16 protein-coding genes are annotated in these 17,618 nt (G+C 64.6%); 11 read left to right on the top strand and 5 right to left on the bottom strand.

The features are described from left to right. Positions 1 to 25 precede the first annotated feature (25 nt). The 7 genes from ACVIW0_RS26545 (at position 26) to ACVIW0_RS26515 (ending at position 5,397) form a co-directional block, all read left to right on the top strand. Positions 26 to 148 (top strand): hypothetical protein, encoded by a 123-nt coding sequence (locus ACVIW0_RS26545; RefSeq protein ID WP_461355039.1) that lies wholly within the window; start codon positions 26 to 28, stop codon positions 146 to 148. After that, the gene (locus tag ACVIW0_RS26540; protein ID WP_461355038.1) at positions 145 to 525 is read left to right on the top strand and encodes a DedA family protein; all 381 of its coding nucleotides are present in this window, start codon (positions 145 to 147) and stop codon (positions 523 to 525) included. Before ACVIW0_RS26545 ends, ACVIW0_RS26540 begins: the two co-directional genes overlap by 4 nt. A gap of 157 nt (positions 526 to 682) precedes the next feature. Beyond that, positions 683 to 1,513, top strand: a complete 831-nt coding sequence (locus ACVIW0_RS26535) for an oxidoreductase (RefSeq protein WP_461355037.1) — start codon at positions 683 to 685, stop codon at positions 1,511 to 1,513. Positions 1,514 to 1,522: 9 nt separating this feature from the next. Continuing rightward, complete coding sequence (locus ACVIW0_RS26530) at positions 1,523 to 2,539, top strand: AraC family transcriptional regulator (RefSeq protein WP_461355036.1); 1,017 nt, start codon at positions 1,523 to 1,525, stop codon at positions 2,537 to 2,539. A gap of 94 nt (positions 2,540 to 2,633) precedes the next feature. Continuing rightward, positions 2,634 to 3,779: an L-dopachrome tautomerase-related protein gene (locus tag ACVIW0_RS26525; protein WP_461355035.1), complete on the top strand. Its 1,146-nt coding sequence runs from the start codon at positions 2,634 to 2,636 to the stop codon at positions 3,777 to 3,779. Positions 3,780 to 3,911: 132 nt separating this feature from the next. Beyond that, entirely contained in the window at positions 3,912 to 4,760 is an 849-nt protein-coding gene (locus ACVIW0_RS26520; protein WP_461355034.1) for an SDR family NAD(P)-dependent oxidoreductase, read from the top strand. 25 nt (positions 4,761 to 4,785) lie between these two features. Continuing rightward, positions 4,786 to 5,397 (top strand): class I SAM-dependent methyltransferase, encoded by a 612-nt coding sequence (locus ACVIW0_RS26515; RefSeq protein ID WP_461355033.1) that lies wholly within the window; start codon positions 4,786 to 4,788, stop codon positions 5,395 to 5,397. A gap of 216 nt (positions 5,398 to 5,613) precedes the next feature. Here ACVIW0_RS26515 and ACVIW0_RS26510 read toward each other — a convergent pair whose 3' ends face one another. From ACVIW0_RS26510 to ACVIW0_RS26490, 5 genes are all read right to left on the bottom strand, one after another. Continuing rightward, positions 5,614 to 6,393 (bottom strand): alpha/beta fold hydrolase, encoded by a 780-nt coding sequence (locus ACVIW0_RS26510; protein ID WP_461355032.1) that lies wholly within the window; start codon positions 6,391 to 6,393, stop codon positions 5,614 to 5,616. Between the two features lie 5 nt (positions 6,394 to 6,398). Then, the gene (locus ACVIW0_RS26505; protein WP_461355031.1) at positions 6,399 to 7,694 is read right to left on the bottom strand and encodes an O-acetylhomoserine aminocarboxypropyltransferase; all 1,296 of its coding nucleotides are present in this window, start codon (positions 7,692 to 7,694) and stop codon (positions 6,399 to 6,401) included. A gap of 45 nt (positions 7,695 to 7,739) precedes the next feature. Next, on the bottom strand, positions 7,740 to 9,044 hold the full coding sequence (gene pncB / locus ACVIW0_RS26500; protein ID WP_461355030.1) for a nicotinate phosphoribosyltransferase: 1,305 nt from the start codon (positions 9,042 to 9,044) through the stop codon (positions 7,740 to 7,742). Positions 9,045 to 9,105: 61 nt separating this feature from the next. Next, positions 9,106 to 12,648 carry a molybdopterin cofactor-binding domain-containing protein gene (locus ACVIW0_RS26495; RefSeq protein ID WP_461355029.1) on the bottom strand — a complete coding sequence of 1,181 codons (3,543 nt, stop codon included), beginning with the start codon at positions 12,646 to 12,648 and terminating at the stop codon, positions 9,106 to 9,108. Next, a complete protein-coding gene (locus ACVIW0_RS26490) occupies positions 12,648 to 13,115 on the bottom strand; it encodes a (2Fe-2S)-binding protein (RefSeq protein WP_461355028.1) in 468 nt (155 codons plus the stop codon). Before ACVIW0_RS26490 ends, ACVIW0_RS26495 begins: the two co-directional genes overlap by 1 nt. 277 nt (positions 13,116 to 13,392) lie before the next feature. Here ACVIW0_RS26490 and ACVIW0_RS26485 point away from each other — a divergent pair, with 277 nt between their 5' ends. The 4 genes from ACVIW0_RS26485 to ACVIW0_RS26470 are packed head-to-tail and all read left to right on the top strand — an operon-like array spanning position 13,393 to position 17,584. Then, a complete protein-coding gene (locus ACVIW0_RS26485; RefSeq protein ID WP_461355027.1) occupies positions 13,393 to 14,835 on the top strand; it encodes a 6-hydroxynicotinate reductase in 1,443 nt (480 codons plus the stop codon). After that, positions 14,832 to 15,740 carry a UPF0280 family protein gene (locus ACVIW0_RS26480; RefSeq protein WP_461355026.1) on the top strand — a complete coding sequence of 303 codons (909 nt, stop codon included), beginning with the start codon at positions 14,832 to 14,834 and terminating at the stop codon, positions 15,738 to 15,740. Before ACVIW0_RS26485 ends, ACVIW0_RS26480 begins: the two co-directional genes overlap by 4 nt. 16 nt (positions 15,741 to 15,756) lie before the next feature. Next, a complete protein-coding gene (locus ACVIW0_RS26475; RefSeq protein ID WP_461355025.1) occupies positions 15,757 to 16,341 on the top strand; it encodes an amino acid synthesis family protein in 585 nt (194 codons plus the stop codon). Positions 16,342 to 16,369: 28 nt separating this feature from the next. Beyond that, positions 16,370 to 17,584 (top strand): ABC transporter substrate-binding protein, encoded by a 1,215-nt coding sequence (locus ACVIW0_RS26470; protein ID WP_461355024.1) that lies wholly within the window; start codon positions 16,370 to 16,372, stop codon positions 17,582 to 17,584. The last annotated feature ends 34 nt before the right edge of the window (positions 17,585 to 17,618 follow it).

Raw genomic sequence — 17,618 nt, 5'->3', positions numbered from 1 at the left:
CTTTGCGCCCGGAGGCTTGAGACCCATGGACAATCTGCTGTTTGCCGTCCTGCTCGATCTCGGCTTGATCGGGATCGCCCTGTTGTGCCTTGCCGAGAATTGCTACCTGTCGTTCCTTCCTACGCGCTGCTCGTTTCGTTTGGATTGACGGTCGCTCATGACACGAAGGGTTTTCTCGGCGTCGTCTTCGCGTCCACCTGTGGCTCCGTGCTGGGCGCGGTCGGCTGGTACGCACTTGGCCGGTTGATCGGACGCGAGCGTAGCGAACAGTTCGTCGCGCGCTTCGGGAAATATGTCCTGTTGCGCCCCGCGTTCTATCAACGGCTCATGGCGGCCTATGACGGAAAGCCGCTTCTGGTCACCGCGCTTGGTCAAGCGGTCCCGGCGGCACGCATCTATCTGCCGCTGCCCGCTGGCGTCATCGGGCTATCGTTCGTGCCTTTCGTGGTGGCCACGTTTCTCGGCGCGCTGATCTGGAACGCGCCGCTCGTGACCCTCGGTTACCTCCTGCGAAGCGTCGGCTGAGTAGCATTAATCCCAAGCTAACGCCCTGTTTATACTAACATTCCGGCCCTGGCGCCGCTGGCAACAAATGGCGCGATATGCAAGTCTATTGGCGGACTTCGACAGTGTGTAGCGGCCTGAACGCCCTAAGTTGGGTTACACACTGTGAGAGGTTACGATGAGCGACAGACGAAAGAAGACAGCGCTTGTGACCGGGGCATCTTCCGGCATGGGCAAAGAAATCGCAAAGCGCCTGATCAAGGATGGCTTCCATGTGTTTGTCGCGGCGCGACACACCGACAAGATGAACGATCTCGTCAAGCTCGGCGCCCGCGCGTTGCGCATGGACATTTCCAACGAGGACGAGATCAAGGCGACGGTCGACACCATCCTGAATGAGGCTGGCGGTGTTGATGTGCTCGTCAACAATGCCGGCTTTGGGCTCTATGGCCCCGTCGAGGAAATCGGTATTGAAGAAGCGCGCTACCAGTTCGAGGTGAACCTGTTCGGCGCGGCGCGCTTGACGCAACTTCTGCTCCCGAGCATGCGCGCCAAGCGTTCCGGAACAATCGTCAACATTACTTCCATGGGCGGCAAGATTTATACGCTGCTGGGCGCTTGGTATCACGCGACGAAGCACGCTCTTGAAGGATGGTCCGATTGTCTCCGGCTCGAACTCGCACCCTTCGGCATCAAGGTCGTCATCGTCGAGCCCGGGCTGATCGAGACAGGCTTCGGCAACGTGGTTGCCAACGGCCTCCTCAAACGGTCCGGCTCGGGACCATATGCCAGGCAGACCGAAGCCGTCGCGAAGTCGACCGTCGACGCCTATGGTCAGGGCCGCGGCACGAACCCCAGCGTGATCGCCGAGGTGGTGTCCAAAGCCGTCAAAGCGCCCAAGCCGCGCACGCGCTATGTCGCCGGCAAGTACGCCCTGCCCATGATCAAGATCCGCGAATGGTTCGGCGACCGCATGTTCGATCGCGTGATCATGAGCCAGATGCGCTAGGACGGGGCCATGAGCGCAGCGACAGCAGATCGGTGCAAAGTGCCAAAGGCCTTCTGGCAGAGCGTCGAGCATATCGGCGTGTCGCCAGCCGCGCTGTTGAGGCAAGCGCGCCTTCCAGCTACTTTGCACCTGAGCGAACAAGCACAGGTCACGACGGCGCAATACTTCACGCTGTGGCGGGCGTTGGAGGAATTGAAGCCGGAGCCGGGCCTCGGCCTTACGCTCGTCCAGCGAACGGATACGGCCGTGCACCCGCCATCGAGCCTCGCTGCGTTCTATGCGCGGGACTACCGCGACGGTTTGCTCCGCATCGCGCGATTTAAGCGCCTCTGTTCGCCCGAACAAGTGCATGTGGCGCAAGGCAAGGAGGAATGTGCGGTCACGGTCGAATGGCCATACGCGACCGAGGCCGAGCCTGCGATCTCAACGGATGTGACCTTTGCTTCACTCGTGGAGCTTGGGCGCCGGGGCACCGGGCAGTCTCTTGCTCCCTTGCGCGTCGAACTTGTCCGCGAGCGTCCCAAGAACGATGTTTATCAGAGCTATTTCGAATGCCCGGTTCGCTTTGGTGCTGCGCAAAGCCGCCTCATCCTGAAGCCGTCCGACCTCGATCGCCCATTTCCCGGGCATAATAAAGAACTCCTCGAAATCCTCACCCCGGCGCTGGCTTCAGCACTCGGCGAGCTGCAAGCGCGCAGCTCGATCAAGGAACAGGTGAAGGTTGTTCTCAAAAGAAGCCTCGCGAGCGGACGGCCAGAGCTGTCGGACGTGGCGCGCGATCTCGGCTTGAGCGAACGCACGCTGCAACGAAGGATCACCGAAGAAGGTACGAGCTTCCGCGAACTGCTTGCCGAAGCGCGGCAAGAACTCGGACGGCAGCTTCTCCTCGACCCTTCCGCTGAGATCAATGAGGTGGCCTGTCTGCTCGGCTACCAGGATACAAGCTCCTTCTATCGCGCATTCCGGGACCGGGAAGGCGTGACGCCCAGCCGCTGGCGGGAATTGAGGAGCGACAAACTTCACTAATTGGGCACTTCGAAGACATCGAGCATGGAGGCAGCCGCCGGGTGCGGCTTCTCCATGAACGCCGGAGGCTTCCCATTGCTCAGGAGCAGACAATATGAAGATAATATCAAGTCGTCGTATTCTCTTTTGCCTTGCCACCGCTCTGATGCTGGCGATTTTGGGCCCGCTGGCGTTCGTCAAAATCGAGTACGGTCGGGGCACGCCCTATCCCGATATCGGCTCGGACAATCCGGAGGGCCTTGCAAAGCTCGAGAAGCTCATCACCCTCGATTATCCTCCGGGCAACGTGGCTGTCGCAAACGATGGCCATGTTTATTTCAACTATCATCCGATCGCGCGCGCGGGGCGTTTCTCGCCGAACACGGTATTCGAATGGGCAGACGGCAAGATCACGCCGTTCCCATCCAAAGAAATGCAAAAGGAGTTTCAAGGCAGTTTCGGCATGACTATCGACAACCAGAATCGCATCTGGTTGATCGAGCCTGCGAGCTTCGATTTTCGGCACACCCGCTTGTGGGCGTTCGACCTCGCGACACGCAAGCGCGTCGACTATTTCGAGTTCCCCGGCAAGGACGCGCGGTTCGCGCAGGATTTGCGCGTTACCGCCGACGGCAAATACATCGTGCTCGCCGACACCGGCATCATGCGGTTCACGGCACCGAAGCTGATCGTCTATTCGGTCGCGGACCATACGTACCGGACCGCGCTGGGAGCGCATCTGTGCACCTCGCCCGAAGACTGGTTGATGCAAACCCCGTTTGGCGCGTATCGCCTGGGCTTTGGTCTTGTGAACGTCGCGGTCGGTCTTGATGGCATCGAAATCAGCCCGGACCAGCAATGGGTCTACCTTGCGGGCATGACGAATTCACATCTTTGCCGGGTGCCCCTTTCAGCCGTGCTCGATCCCACGATCGCCCCTTCGGATGTTGCCAGCAAGGTGGAAGATCTCGGGCGCAAACCCCTCAGCGACGGCATCACCACAGACAGGACGGGCGACGTCATTCTGACCGGTGTCGAGCATGGCGGCCTCATGGCGTTTGATCTCAATACCAGAAAGGCCAGGACCCTCGTGCGGTCGCGTGACGTGATTTGGCCCGATGGGGTCGTGACCGGTCCCGATGACTCGCTCTATTTCACGGACAGCGCACTCTCGGCCTACATGGGTCAGCTTGCGGGACCGCCCGACCAGGCACAACTGGCCGCACATCGACCGTATTTCATCTACCGCCTCAAACGCTAAGCGCTGCGTGTCTGCTGCATCATCATTGGCGCTTGCCGCAAGTTCATTGGCGCGGATGGTCACTGCCGATTGCGGGAGCCATCACTAAAGCAGCCGCGGCAGATCAAGCGCTCTTCACAGAAGGAACATCGTATGTCTGACAAAATCTGGTTCATCACGGGCGCATCGCGCGGTTTTGGCCGCATCTGGACCGAAGCCGCGCTCAAGCGGGGCGACAAGGTCGCAGCCACCGCACGCATTGCGGCGGACCTTACCGAGCTTACGGAACGCTTTGGAGAGAATGTGCTGCCGTTGTCGCTTGACGTGACCGACCCCCATGCGGTTCGGAATGCCGTTACGCGAGCCTACGGGCATTTCGGAAGGCTGGATGTCGTTCTCAACAACGCCGGCTATGCCCTGGTCGGCGCGATCGAGGAAGCCGACGAGACCGAGGTTCGGGCCGAGTTCGACACCAATTTCTTCGGCTCGCTCCGCGTGATCCAGGCCGCGCTCCCAATCTTGCGGCGTCAGCGCAGTGGTCACATCATCGGCGTGTCCAGCGTTGCCGGAATCGTCGCGGGTCCTATCACGGGTTTCTACAACGCATCGAAGTTCGCGCTCGAAGCACTCCATGACAGTCTGTCACAAGAGGTCGAGCACTTCGGGATCAAGGTGACAATGCTTGAACCCGGCGCCTATGCAACAGGGTTCGCCAGCATGGCCTCGCTCAGGATCGCAACCGCGATCGAGGCTTACAGCGCGACGAGGGCGGAAGTCTTCGCGGCAGGCGCGGCAAGCCCGTTCGGCGATCCGGCGGCGACGGCGGATGCGATCCTGAAGATCGTCGACGCCGAGAATCCTCCCCTGCGCTTCTTCGTGGGTACCGAGGGTATGCCGCGCGCCCGGGCCGCCTACGCCGAACGCCTCAAGATGTGGGAAGCATGGGAGACGGTTTCAAACGCCGCGCAAGGTGAAGCACGGCAACACAACATCGCGTCCTGACCGACCAACGCAAGGAGGGTTCGATATGAACGCCAGCGCTGTCGTAGATTTCTTTCAGTTCTTTCGCTCGTACGTCTCCAATCCGGGCCAGGTTTCGGCGATCGCCCCCTCGGGGCAGTCGTTGGCGCGACTGATGACGCAAGAAATCGTACCAGGGGCCGGGCCGGTCATCGAACTCGGACCCGGTACGGGGGTGTTCACCAAGGCACTGCTCGCGCGCGGCGTTCCCGAGCAGGATCTGCTTCTCGTCGAGTATGGTTCCGATTTCATGCGCCTGTTGCAACAACGCTTTCCAAGGGCGAGGGTGCTCTGGATGGATGCGCGACAGCTTTCGCAGTATGAGCCATTCATGGCGCCTGCCGCAGCGACCGTGAGCGGACTTCCGCTCCTGACCATGTCGCCGCGCAAGGTCATCGCCATCCTGACTGGCGCGTTCCGTCACATGCGGGAAGACGGGACGTTCTATCAATTTACCTACGGGCCGCGCTGCCCTGTGCCACGCCCGATCCTGGACCGGCTCGGGCTGAAAGCCAGCCTCGTCGGGCGCACGGCACTGAATGTTCCTCCTGCCTCCGCCTATCGCATTCGGCGGCGTCCGCAACTTCCAAAGCACGCGCTACGGCATGAAAATTGGTAATTGCGGGTTGTCCGGATCGAGTCCCTCTTGGACTTCGGCAATGTCCGTTTTGGCGCTTCTCAAGCGTTCGCAGGGATTCGGAATAATAGAAGATATTGCTGAGTTGCCCGACGTGTCAAGTTGCTTGTCCGAGTGCTGGCGGGCGCCCGGCTCCTCTGCATGGGGTTGTTTTTCGGTATTTTGGGCGATGGCGGGAAGCGGAGCCCGCGAGCGCCGCTACTGCAGCGCCGCCAGCAGCTCGTCGGGCTGCTCGACCATCATCATGTGGCCGGCGCCTGCGAGCACCACGGTGTGGGCGTTCGGCGTCGCGGCGGCGAGCGTCTTGCCGGCCTTGGCCGGGGTCATCATGTCGCGCTCGCCTAGGATGAAGGTCGCGGGCACCTTGACCGCGGCGGCAGCCGTGAGCGCGTTCTGGTAGGCGTTGCAGGCGTTGAGGTCGTTGTACAGCACGCCCGGCTTCGCCTCCTGCAACACCCGTTGCGCGCCCTGATGCATCCATAGCCCCGGCGCGAGGCTGCCGCCGAGCTCGGCCTTGAAGCCGAGGCCCCAGATCGAGACCATGTCGATCGCGGCGACGTCGTTGGCTTCGGCGGCTTTCAGCAGATCGGGGCCGACCGTCATGGTCGCGGCGGTGCCGATCAGCGCGAGGCCGGACACCTTGTCGGGATGCCGGGCCGAGGTCTCGATCGCGATCAGCGAGCCCATCGAATGGCCGATCAGCCGCGCCTTCGATGCGCCGGCAGCCGCAATCAGCGCCGCGATCCAGTCGGCCATCTCGGCAATCGTCGCTAGTGGTTGGCCTTCGGAGCGGCCGTGACCGGGCAAATCGGGCGCCAGCACGGAGAAGCCGTGATGGGCGAACCAGCGGCTGTGCAGCGCCCAGGTCGAAGAGTCGAACCCGGCCCCGTGGATCATCACGACAGCCGGGAGCGATGGGTCGAACGGCTTGCCGCCGGTGGCGATGAAGGTGTCTGATCCGTTGACGGAAAGCTGCATGGTGCTCAAGTCCTTTGCGAGGCGCGCAGCGCCTGGCCGAGATCGTCGATGATGTCCTGCGCGGTCTCGATGCCGACCGACAGCCGCACCAGCTCTTCGCCGATGCCGGCGGCCTTGAGCTGGTCAGCGTCCATCTGCTGATGCGTGGTGCTGGCGGGATGGATTACCAGCGTCTTGGCGTCGCCGACATTGGCGAGATGGCTGATCAGCTTCAATTGTTCGATGAACTTCTTGCCGGCGGCGCGGCCGCCCTTGATGCCGAAAGAGATGATCGAGCCGGCGCCGCGCGGCAACAGCTTCTTGGCCAGCGCGTAGTCGGGATGCGTTTCCAGCGACGGATGCAGCACCCAGTCGACCGCCTTGTTGGTGGCAAGCGCGTCCAGCACCGCGTGGGTGTTGCTGATGTGGCGGTCCATCCGGACGCCGAGCGTCTCGATGCCCTGCAACAGCTGGAACGCGTTGGTCGGGGACAGGCAGGCGCCGAAATCGCGCAAGCCCTCGGTGCGGGCGCGCATGATGAAGGCGGCCTTGCCGAACTGCTCGTCGAAGACGATGCCGTGATAGCCGGCATAGGGCTCGGTGAGCTGCGGGAACTTGCCGGAGCCGCGCCAGTCGAACCGGCCGCCGTCGACGATGACGCCGCCGATCGCGATGCCGTGGCCGCCCATCCATTTGGTCGCCGAATTCATCGTGACGTCGGCGCCGAGCTCGATCGGCTGGCTCAGATAGGGCGTCGCGAAGGTGTTGTCGATCAACAGCGGAATCTTCGCATCATGTGCGATCTGCGCGACCGCGGGGATATCGAGGACTTCGAGGCCGGGATTGCCGATGGTCTCGCCGATCACCAGCCGCGTGTTCGGTTTGATTGCGCCGCGGAACTCGTCGAGCGCGCGCGGCTTCACGAAGGTGGTGGTGATGCCGAACCGCGGCAGCGTGTGCGCCAGCAAATTGATGGTGCCGCCATAGAGCGAGGCGGAGGCGACGATATGGTCGCCGGCATTGAGGAGGGTTGCGATCGCCAGATGCATCGCGGCCATGCCGCTGGCGGTGCAGATCGCGCCGACGCCGCATTCGAGTGCGGCGATGCGTTCCTCCAGAACCGCGGTCGTCGGGTTCGAGATGCGCGTATAGATGTGGCCGGCACGTTCGAGGTTGAACAGCGCCGCGGCGTGGTCGGCGTCCTGGAACACGTAGGACGTGGTCTGATAGATCGGCACCGCGCGGGCGCCGGTTAAGGGATCGGGGCGCTGGCCGGCGTGCAGGCTCAGGGTTTCGAAGGCAGGCGGCTTGGGTGCGGGCATGCGAAACTCTTCGGGTGAATCGATGAGAGTGGCTAGACTTGGAATTTAGACGTGAACTGCGGTGCGAACGCGGCCGACATTGCCGAACACGCGCAAATAGCGCTCGACCTCCGAGGGGATGCCGGTCGCCTTCTCCGGATTGTCGGAGAGTTTCACGGCCGGGCGTCCGTCGACCGAGGTCACCTTGCAGACGATCGAGATCGGATCGAGTTCGGCGGAGCCGTCGGGCGCGCAGCCGACGAAGTCGTTGGTGAGGTTGGTGCCCCAGCCGAAGCTGACGCGCACGCGGCCCTTGAAGTGACGGAACGTGTCCTCGATCGAGCCGACATCCATCGCGTCGGAGAACACCAGCAGCTTCTCCTTGGGATCGCGGCCCTTCTGCTTCCACCACTTGATGATCTCTTCGCCGGCGGTGATCGGCGGCGCGCTGTCGGGACGAAAGCCGGTCCAGTCGGCGACCCAGTCCGGCGCGTCGCGCAGGAACGGCTTGGTGCCGAAGGCGTCGGGCAGCGCGATCAGCAGATTGCCGCCATAGGTGTGGCGCCATTGGTCGAGGATGCGATAGGGCGCCCAGCGCAGCGCCTCGTCGTCATTGGCGAGCGCGGCGGCCACCATCGGCAGCTCATGCGCATTGGTGCCGATCGCCTCGAGGTCGTTGTCCATCGCCAGCAGCACGTTCGACGTTCCGGTGAAGGACGGGCCGAGGCCTTCCTTCACCGCTTCGACGCACCAGCGCTGCCACAGGAAGCCGTGGCGGCGGCGGGTGCCGAAATCGGACAGCCGCAAGCCGTCGAGCTTCTGCAGTCGCTCGACCTTGGTCCACAGCTTGGCCTTGGCGCGGGCGTAGAGCACGTCGAGCGCGAAGCGGCCATAGGTCTTGGTCGCCGCGCGCGAGCGCAGCTCGTTGAGGATCGCGAGCGCCGGGATCTCCCACATCGTGGTGTGGGTCCATGGGCCGTGGAAATGCAGCTCATACTGGCCGTCGACCTTGTGCAGCTCGTATTCGGGCAGGCGGAAGGTCGAGAGCCAGTTGATGAAATCGGGCGAGAACATCTGGGTCTTGCCGTAGAACGTGTTGCCGGCAAGCCAGATCAGTTCCTTCTTGCTGAAGCGGATGGTGCGCGCGTGGTCGAGCTGGGCGCGCAGCTCGCCCTCATCGATGACCTCGGCGAGCCGGATATGGGTCGAGCGGTTGATCACCGAAAAGGTCGTGCGGGTGTCCGGGTAGCATTCCCGGATCATCTGCTGCATCAACAGCTTGTAGAAATCGGTGTCCAGCAGGCTGCGCACGATCGGATCGAGCCGCCAGCCATGGTTGTAGGTCCGGGTCGCGATATCTGTCACGGTCATGCGGGAACCTTAGCCTGCCCCGCGCCGCCCGCCCAGTGGGTATCGGGCGGAACATGGCAGGTCAGCGCGCTATGGTCTGCCGTATACGGCCGACGGTCGCGGCGATATCGGCCCACTCCGGCTTGTCCGGGGCAAATTGCCGCCGGAGGAAGGCGGCGAGCTCGGCGACCTGGCCGTCGCTCATGCTGTCCTTGAAGGCCGGCATATAGCCGAGGTCGGTCACGGCCGGCTTGGCGATGCCGTGCAGGATCACCTGGATCAGATTGTCGGGCGCGTCGCTGTGCAGATTGCTGTTGAGCGCCAGCGACGGCCGGCTGCCGAACAGCGGCGGGCCGCCGACCTCATGGCAGACCGCGCAGGCGCCTTGATAGATCCGCCCGCCCGCCGATGCGGCGGTGGTGACGGCGGTGCCGGCCTCGAGCTTCGCCGCAAGCGCATCGTGGGTCGATCGGTCGGTGCCGTCGTTGAACGAGGCGAGATAGACCGCCATTGCACGGATGTCCTGGTCGGGCAGCGCGGCCAGTTCCGCGACGACGGGCGCCATCGGTCCCGCGGCGACGCCATGCAGGCGGGACGCGCCGGTGCGCAGATAGGCGTACAGCTCATCCTCGCTCCAGGGGATCGGCGCCTTCGACAGCGACGTCAGCGCCGGCGCCTCCCAGCCCTCGGCAAAGCCGCCGGCGAGATAGGCGCTCTGCCGTTCGGCGCCGAGCGCATTGCGCGGCGAGTGGCAGGCGCTGCAATGACCGAGACCCTCGATCAGATAGGCGCCGCGATTCCAGATTTCCGGCTTCGATGGATCGGGTCGGAATGGTCGCGGCTGATGGAACAGCGCATTCCATCCGGCGAGCAGCGGCCGCAGGTTGAATGGAAACGCCAGCGCATTCGCCGGTGTCTCGGCGCGCACCGGCGGCTGCGCCATCAGATAGGCATAGAGCGCCTGCAGGTCGGCATCACTGGTCCTGGCGAAATGCGTGTACGGAAACGCCGGATAGAGATGGCGCCCGTCGCGATGAATGCCCTCGCGCATCGCGCGCTCGAAGGCGGGATAGGACCAGGCGCCGATACCGGTGTCGATATCGGGCGTGATGTTGGTCGTGTAGATGGTGCCGAACGGCGTCTCGAGCGGCCGGCCGCCGGCGTTCGCGATGCCGTGCTCCGAAGTATGGCAGACGGCGCAGGCGCCGAGCGCTGCGAGCTGCTTGCCGCGCGCGATCGTTGCCGTGGAATAGACCGAGGCATCGGGCCGGGCGATCGGCGCGATCGCGCGCCAGGGCAACACGGCTGCGCCGATCCCGATCGCTGCTGCGCAGAGCGCGGCAAGGCCGGCGAGCACGCCACCGCGTTTGGCAAACGGATTTGGCCACCTGTTGAGGTCGGCCGGCTGCGCCGGCGGCGCAATCGGGGCGGGCGTCACCGGCTGCTCGCCGTGCAAGCCCTTCAAAATGCGCTCCGGCGTGAACGGCAATTCGCGGAAGCGCACGCCGGTCGCATCGTAGATCGCGTTCGCGATCGCAGCCGCGCTCGGTACCGAAGCGGATTCGCCGACGCCGAGCGGCGGCTGGTCCTGCCGCGGCAGCATCAGCACATCGATCTTGGGCAGCTCGGGGAATTTGATGATGGGGTAGGCGCCCCATTCCCGCGCCGTCACCGCGCCGCGCTCGAAGGAGACCTCCTCCATCAGCGCGCGGCTGGTCGACTGGATGACGTTGCCCTCGATCTGGTGCCGCACGCCCTCCGGGTTGATCATCAATCCGGAGTCTTGGCCGGCGACGACGCGCGTCACGCTGACATCGCCGGTTGCCTTGTTGACCGCGACGTCGGCGATCCACGCCGACCACGCCGCGCCGTAGCCGGGAAACTTGCTGTGCACGTAGAGCGCGTAGGCAAAGCCACGGCCGCGGACGATATCGCCGTCCGCCTCCGGCTCCTTCCACACCGGCCGCGGCGTCCAGCCGGCGCGCTCGGCGACCGCATTGACGAGATCGATCGCGCGCTTGTCCTTCAGATAGCGCAGCCGGTACTCGATCGGATCGACCTCGGCCTCGGCGGCAAGCTCGTCGATATAGGATTCATGCGCAAAGGTGTTCGGCAGCGCCGAGACGCCGCGAAACCAGGAGGCGCGCACGATCGGCGGCATGTCGTTGGCGACCACGCGCATGGTCTCGTAGTCGTAGGGCGGGATTGCGGTGCGGTCACCCATCTCGAAGACGGCGGCCTCAGGCGCGATCCGCCCGGTGAGCAGCAGCGCCAGCGTCGGCGCGCCGTTCGAGGGATAGCGCGTATTGAAATCGTAACCGGCGACGCTGCCGTCGGCATTGAGCCCGCCATTGACGTCCATCAGCTGCGCGGTGCCCTTCGGCTCCCAGGCGTGCTCCTGCTCGCGGGTGAGCTGGACCCGCACGGGCCGGCCGACCGCGCGCGACAGCAGCAGCGCGTCGGCGGAGACGTCATCGGCGCAGTTGCGGCCATAGCAGCCGGCGGCCTCCATCCGGATCACGTCGATCTCGGATTCCGGCCGCTGGATCAAGAGCGCCAGATCGCCGCGCAGGATGTGCGGGTTCTGGGTGCCGGACCAGACCCGGATCGCACCGTCGCTGTAGTCGGCGACCGCGCAGGACGGGCCGATCGAGCCGTGCATCTGGTAGGGCCAGAGATAGGTCCGTTGCATCGGCTTCGCCGCCGCCCTGATCGCGGCGTCGACGTCGCCCTTGTCGATCAGCAGGCGCGGCGTCGCGGGATTGGCTCGCAGCACCTGCTCGATGTCGGAGAGATCGGTCAGCGCAGGCCCCGGCTTCCAGCTCACCTTGAGCTGTGCGGCGGCCTTGATCGCGTTCTCCTCGCGCTCGGCGACGACGCCGACGAAATCGCCGATCCGCACCACCGCGACGAGCCCGGGAATGTCTTGCACCGAGGCTTCATCGACCGCGATCAGGCTGGTGCCGACGAACGGTCCGGCGTCGACGCCGGCATAGGGCGGACGGACGACACGGCCATGCAGCATGCCGGGCACGCGCATATCGTGGACGTAGACAAGCTCGCCGGTCGCCTTCGCCGGCAGGTCGACGCGCGGCACCGACTTGCCGACGATGGAATAGCTGTCGACCGTCTTGACCGGCACGTCGTCGGCGAGTTCGAGCCGGATGGTTTCATCCGCGATCAATTCGCCATAGCTGACACTGCGGTTGTCACGGCCGCGGATCAGGCCGTCCTCGATCGTGAGTTCGTCAGCCGGCAGTTCGAGCCGTTCGGCCGCGCGCGCTAGCAAAAAATGCCGTGCTTGCGCGGCCGCCTTGCGCAAGGGCACGGCCGTGATCTGGATGGTCTCGCTCGCGATCGTCGCGCCCTGGTTCGGCACCACGGCGGTGTCGCCGAGGACCACGACGACGCGGGCAAAGGAGACGTCGAGCTCTTCGGCGACGATCTGCCCGAGCGCGGTGCGGATGCCGGTGCCGAGGTCGACATGGCCGTTATAGGCATTGACCGAACCGTCCGCCGTGATGGTGATGAAGGTCTCGAATGCGCCTTCCGCGCCGAGCACCGCGGGACGGACGACGGAGAGCGAGCCGCGCTTGCGTTGCTCGGGAGGCCGTACCTCCGCCATCAATCGCGCGCCTCGAGCGCGTGGCCGGCGGCGCGCATCGCCGCGCGGATGATCTCGATATGCGCGCCGCAGCGGCACAGATTGTAGCGCAGCGCCTCCAGCACCTCGTTCTCGGACGGACGTGGATTGCGCGTGAGCAGCGCCTTGGTCGTGATGATCATGCCATTCAGGCAATAGCCGCACTGCGCGGCCTGCTCGCGAATGAAGGCATCCTGTACGGGATCGGGATGTTCGCGCGTGCCGAGCCCTTCCAGCGTGACAATGCTGCGTCCCGCACAGCCCTCGATCGGTATCACGCAGGCGCGCGCCGCGACGCCGTCGATCAGCACCGCGCAGGCGCCGCACTCGCCGAGACCGCAGCCATATTTCGGTCCGTTCAATGCGAGGTCGTTGCGCAGCACGTAAAGCAATGCGGTGTCGGGAGCGGCGTCGACATCATGATTCCTGCCGTTGACGGTCAGGCGCATTGCCCCGGTTCTCCCCTGATGTTTGCGCTGCGATGTCAGCATCCGATCGCGGATGAGGATAACGTTTGTATACAAACGTGCAAGCGGCGGCATGCCGCGCTGCAGCGAGTGCACGCTTTATGAACAGGGTGCGCAAGCGAATGGCAGGGTTTGATTGCAAAGGTCGCTTGACAGCTGTCGGGCTCGCGCGCAGGATCATTCGTATACGAACGATATAGGCAGGGAGGCGGAAGCGCAGTATGATCGACCGCCACCACAAGTCCCAGGCTTGGTCACGATGGCTGACACAATGACCGTCGCCGCCGGCGACAAGATCCGCTGCGATGCCTGTCCGGTGATGTGCTACATCAAGCCGGGCGCGGCCGGCGCCTGCGATCGCTACGCCAACCACGACGGCACGCTGGTGCGCGTCGATCCGCACGTGGTGCTGGAGCGCACCGTCTCGCATGGCGGCAAGCTGGTGCCGTTCCAGGTGAGCGGCGACTGGGACGGCAAGATCGTCCGTCAGCCCGAACTCTTCGTCACCGCGATCGGCGCTGGAACCACCTATCCGGACTACAAGCCGGCGCCCTTCATCGTGTCGTCGGAGGTCGACGGCGTCGACATGGTCACCGTGGTGACCGAAGGCATTTTCTCCTATTGCGGCGTCAAGGTGAAGATCGACACCGACCGCTATCTCGGCCCGGAGACCGCGACGGTGCGCGCCGACGGCGAGGCGGTTGGCCACGTCACGACCAGCGAATACGGTTCGCAGATGCTCTCGCTCGGCGGCGTGCATCATCTGACCGGCGGTTCCAAGAAGGAGGGCCGCGTCACTTGCGACACGCTGATGGACCTCTCCAACTGCAAGGCGGTGGAGCTGACCATCGACGGCGGCGCCACCGTCGTGGTGCAGGCCGGCAAGCCGCCGATCGTCAACGGTGTGGCGGAAGAGCGCATGCGGGTCGGCTGCGGCTCCGCGACCATCGGCATGTTCGCCAAGCAATGGCACGGCAAGGTCGATGAGGTCGTGGTGGTCGACGACCACATCACCGGCGTGCTGAGCGAGCATCAGGCCGGCAAGCTGCTCGACATCGCCGACACCGGCATCAAGATGAAGGGCCGGCGCTCGACGCCGGGCCGCTATTTCCAGGTCGCCGATCCCGGCACCGGATGGGGCGGCACGAATATCTCCGATCCGCTGTCGATCCTGGGCCCCTTCAATGCCAAGGAGGCGCGCCCCGGGCTCACCATGCTGATGGTCTCGACCACCGGCGAGCATGCGTCCTACTACGTGCTCGACGAGGCGTTGCAGCCGGTCGAGACCGAGATGCCGGCTGACCTCCGGTTCTCGGTCGAGCGCATCCAGGAGAATTGCGAGCCGGCGCTGTGCACCGTGCTGTTCATGGGCGGCGCCGGCGGATCGCTGCGCGCCGGCGTCACCGACAATCCGGTGCGGCTGACCCGTTCGGTGAAGGATGCGCTCACAAGGGTCACCAGCGGCGGCGCGCCGGTCTATGTCTGGCCGGGCGGCGGCATCACCTTCATGGTCGATGTCACGCAGATGCCGGCCGGTGCCTTCGGTTACGTGCCGACCCCTGCGCTGGTGGCGCCGATCGAGTTCACGATGCGGCTGTCGGATTACGCGGCGCTCGGCGGTCATATGGACTATGTCCGGCCGCTGTCGTCGTTGCGGGACAGTGCCGAGGTCAGGCCATATCTTCCGGGACGGCGCGCATGAGGCGGCTGCCGCAGATCGCGCTTCTTCCTGACGGCAAGCGGCTGCATTTGCAGGACGGTCCGATTGATCTGGTCATTGAGGCCAAGGGCAAGGACACCGAGATCCGTGCCGCCTATCGGACCGCGGCGGAGCGCTTCACCGGTTTGCTCGATGAACTCTGCGCGGAACTCCCGGGATTGCGGAGCGCGGCCCAGCCGAAGCACAGCACGCTGAAGGGCGTGGTCGCGCGGCGCATGCATGCGGCGGTCGCGCCATTTGCTGCCGACTGCTTCATCACGCCGATGGCGGCGGTCGCAGGCTCGGTCGCCGAGGAAATCCTCGGCGCGATGTTGCAGGCGGCAACGCTCGATCGCGCCTATGTTAACAATGGTGGCGACATCGCGCTGCATCTCGGCGATGGCGAGCAATTCACCGTGGGCCTGATGGACCGGCCGGACCACCACGGCGTGATGCACACGATGACCGTAGATAGCGACATGCCGGTCCGCGGCATCGCGACCAGCGGCCGCCACGGCCGCAGCTTCTCGCTCGGCATTGCCGATGCCGTCACCGTGCTGGCGCAGACGGCATCGCAGGCAGACGCGGCCGCGACGGTGATCGCCAATGCGGTCGATCTGCCCGATCATCCCGCGATCCTGCGCATTCCAGCCAATGAGTTGCAGCCGGACAGCGATCTGGGCCCGCGGCTGGTCACGCGCGATGTCGGACGGCTCTCGGAACACGAGATCGACCAGGCGCTGGAGGCGGGGGCGGCGCGGGCCCGCGACCTCCTGATGGCGGGATTGATCGAGGGCGCGGCATTGCGTCTACTGGGCGAAACGCGAATTGTCGCTGCAAGTGGGGTTGGGGCGCCGGCGCCGCAGGCGTTTCAGGGACAAACGATAGAGCACATGCTGCAGGCATGACCGGGAGCGAGGCAAGATGAGCGCCGTCATTCGCAAGATCGTCACCGTGGTCGAGGAGACCCATCTGGAGATGGGCAAGACCATCGCGCCGCCGACAAGGCGCGCCGCCGCGATTGCCGTGATCGAGAACCCCTTTGCCGGCCGCTATGTCGAGGATCTGTCGCCGTTGATCGCGATCGGCGAGGAACTCGGCGAATTGCTCTCGAAGCGCGCCGTCGCCGCGCTCGGCATCGACGGCGCCAAGGCGCACAGCTACGGCAAGGCCGCCGCCGTCGGCGAAAACGGCGAGCTCGAGCACGCGGCCGCGATCCTGCATCCCAAGATGGGCGCGCCGGTGCGCAAGGTGCTCTCCAAAGGCGCGGCGCTGATCCCATCGTCGAAGAAGCGCTCAGGCCCCGGCACCGCGCTGGATATTCCGCTCGGGCACAAGGATGCGGCCTTCGTGCGCAGCCATTTCGACGGCATGGAGGTGCAGATCAACGACGCGCCGCGGGCCAACGAGATCATGGTCGCGGTCGCGGTGACCGACAGCGGCCGGCCGCTGCCGCGGGTCGGAGGGCTGACGGTGGACGAGATCAAGGGCGAAGACGGATTGCGATAATCTCTTTGCAGAACAACTGGAGGACGGGATGCGTGGTTATTTCGTAGGGGCGGGATTGGCGATCGCGGTCGCGACCATGGCAACAAGCGCCATGACGACGCAGGCCATGGCGCAGAGCGAAATCAAGATCGGCGAGATCAACTCCTATTCGTTGCTGCCGGCGTTCACCGAGCCCTACCGCAAGGGCTGGCAGCTCGCGGTGGAAGAGATCAACGCCGCCGGCGGCATCAACGGCAAGAAGCTCATCGTCATTTCCAAGGATGACGGCGGCAAGCCGGCCGATGCGCAGACCGCGGCCAACGAGCTGGTGTCGAGCGAGAACGTCGCGATGCTCACCGGTACCTTCCTCTCCAATATCGGCCTCGCCGTCTCTGACTTCGCCAACCAGAAAAAGGTGTTTTTCCTGGCCGCGGAGCCGCTGACCGACGCCATCACGTGGTCGAAGGGCAACCGTTATACATTCCGCCTGCGGCCGTCGAATTACATGCAGGCCGCGATGTTGGTGGAAGAGGCCGCAAAACTGCCCGCAAAACGCTGGGCGACGATTGCGCCGAACTACGAATACGGCCAGTCGGCGGTCGCGGTGTTCAAGAAGCTGATGTCGGAGAAGCGGCCCGATATCCAGTGGGTCGACGAGCAGTGGCCGCCGCAGGGCAAGATCGACGCCGGCCCGGTGGTGCAGGCGACTGCCGCCGCAAACCCCGAGGCGATCCTCAACGTCACCTTCGGTGCCGATCTCGTCAAGCTCGTGCGCGAGGGCAACACCCGCGGCCTGTTCAAGGGCCGAACGGTGGTGAGCTTTCTGACCGGCGAGCCGGAATATCTCGATCCGCTGAAGGACGAGACGCCGGAAGGCTGGATCGTGACCGGCTATCCCTGGTACGCGATCAAGACGGCGGAGCACGACGCATTCCTGAAGGCCTACCAGGCCAAGTACAATGATTATCCGCGGCTCGGCTCGATCGTCGGCTACCAGACCATCAAGGCGGCCGCGGCGATCCTCGCCAAGGCCGGCTCGAGCGATCCGGAGAAGCTGATCGCGGCAGCCGAGGGCATCTCGATGCCGTCGCCGTTCGGCGAGATCACCTTCCGCAAGATCGATCACCAGTCGACGTTAGGGGCCTTCACCGGCAAGACCGCGCTGAAGGACGGCAAGGGTATCATGGTCGATAGCGCCTATCGCAAGGGCTCGGACTATCTGCCTGGTGATGCCGAGATCGAAAAGCTGCGGCCGAAGGATTGAGGTTGCTTCACGTCGCGTAGGGTGGGTTAGCCGA

This window comes from Bradyrhizobium sp. USDA 4454, from assembly GCF_054822705.1.
This window is presented reverse-complemented; position numbering and strand designations above follow the sequence as displayed.

Coding starts and splice junctions, on each gene's coding strand:
- pncB (WP_461355030.1), bottom strand. CDS start 9,044: ATGACCGTGACAGATATCGCGACCCGGACCTACAACCATGGCTGGCGG.
- ACVIW0_RS26485 (WP_461355027.1), top strand. CDS start 13,393: ATGGCTGACACAATGACCGTCGCCGCCGGCGACAAGATCCGCTGCGAT.
- ACVIW0_RS26495 (WP_461355029.1), bottom strand. CDS start 12,648: ATGGCGGAGGTACGGCCTCCCGAGCAACGCAAGCGCGGCTCGCTCTCC.
- ACVIW0_RS26510 (WP_461355032.1), bottom strand. CDS start 6,393: ATGCAGCTTTCCGTCAACGGATCAGACACCTTCATCGCCACCGGCGGC.
- ACVIW0_RS26530 (WP_461355036.1), top strand. CDS start 1,523: ATGAGCGCAGCGACAGCAGATCGGTGCAAAGTGCCAAAGGCCTTCTGG.
- ACVIW0_RS26520 (WP_461355034.1), top strand. CDS start 3,912: ATGTCTGACAAAATCTGGTTCATCACGGGCGCATCGCGCGGTTTTGGC.
- ACVIW0_RS26470 (WP_461355024.1), top strand. CDS start 16,370: ATGCGTGGTTATTTCGTAGGGGCGGGATTGGCGATCGCGGTCGCGACC.
- ACVIW0_RS26475 (WP_461355025.1), top strand. CDS start 15,757: ATGAGCGCCGTCATTCGCAAGATCGTCACCGTGGTCGAGGAGACCCAT.
- ACVIW0_RS26545 (WP_461355039.1), top strand. CDS start 26: ATGGACAATCTGCTGTTTGCCGTCCTGCTCGATCTCGGCTTGATCGGG.
- ACVIW0_RS26490 (WP_461355028.1), bottom strand. CDS start 13,115: ATGCGCCTGACCGTCAACGGCAGGAATCATGATGTCGACGCCGCTCCC.
- ACVIW0_RS26505 (WP_461355031.1), bottom strand. CDS start 7,694: ATGCCCGCACCCAAGCCGCCTGCCTTCGAAACCCTGAGCCTGCACGCC.
- ACVIW0_RS26525 (WP_461355035.1), top strand. CDS start 2,634: ATGAAGATAATATCAAGTCGTCGTATTCTCTTTTGCCTTGCCACCGCT.
- ACVIW0_RS26535 (WP_461355037.1), top strand. CDS start 683: ATGAGCGACAGACGAAAGAAGACAGCGCTTGTGACCGGGGCATCTTCC.
- ACVIW0_RS26480 (WP_461355026.1), top strand. CDS start 14,832: ATGAGGCGGCTGCCGCAGATCGCGCTTCTTCCTGACGGCAAGCGGCTG.
- ACVIW0_RS26515 (WP_461355033.1), top strand. CDS start 4,786: ATGAACGCCAGCGCTGTCGTAGATTTCTTTCAGTTCTTTCGCTCGTAC.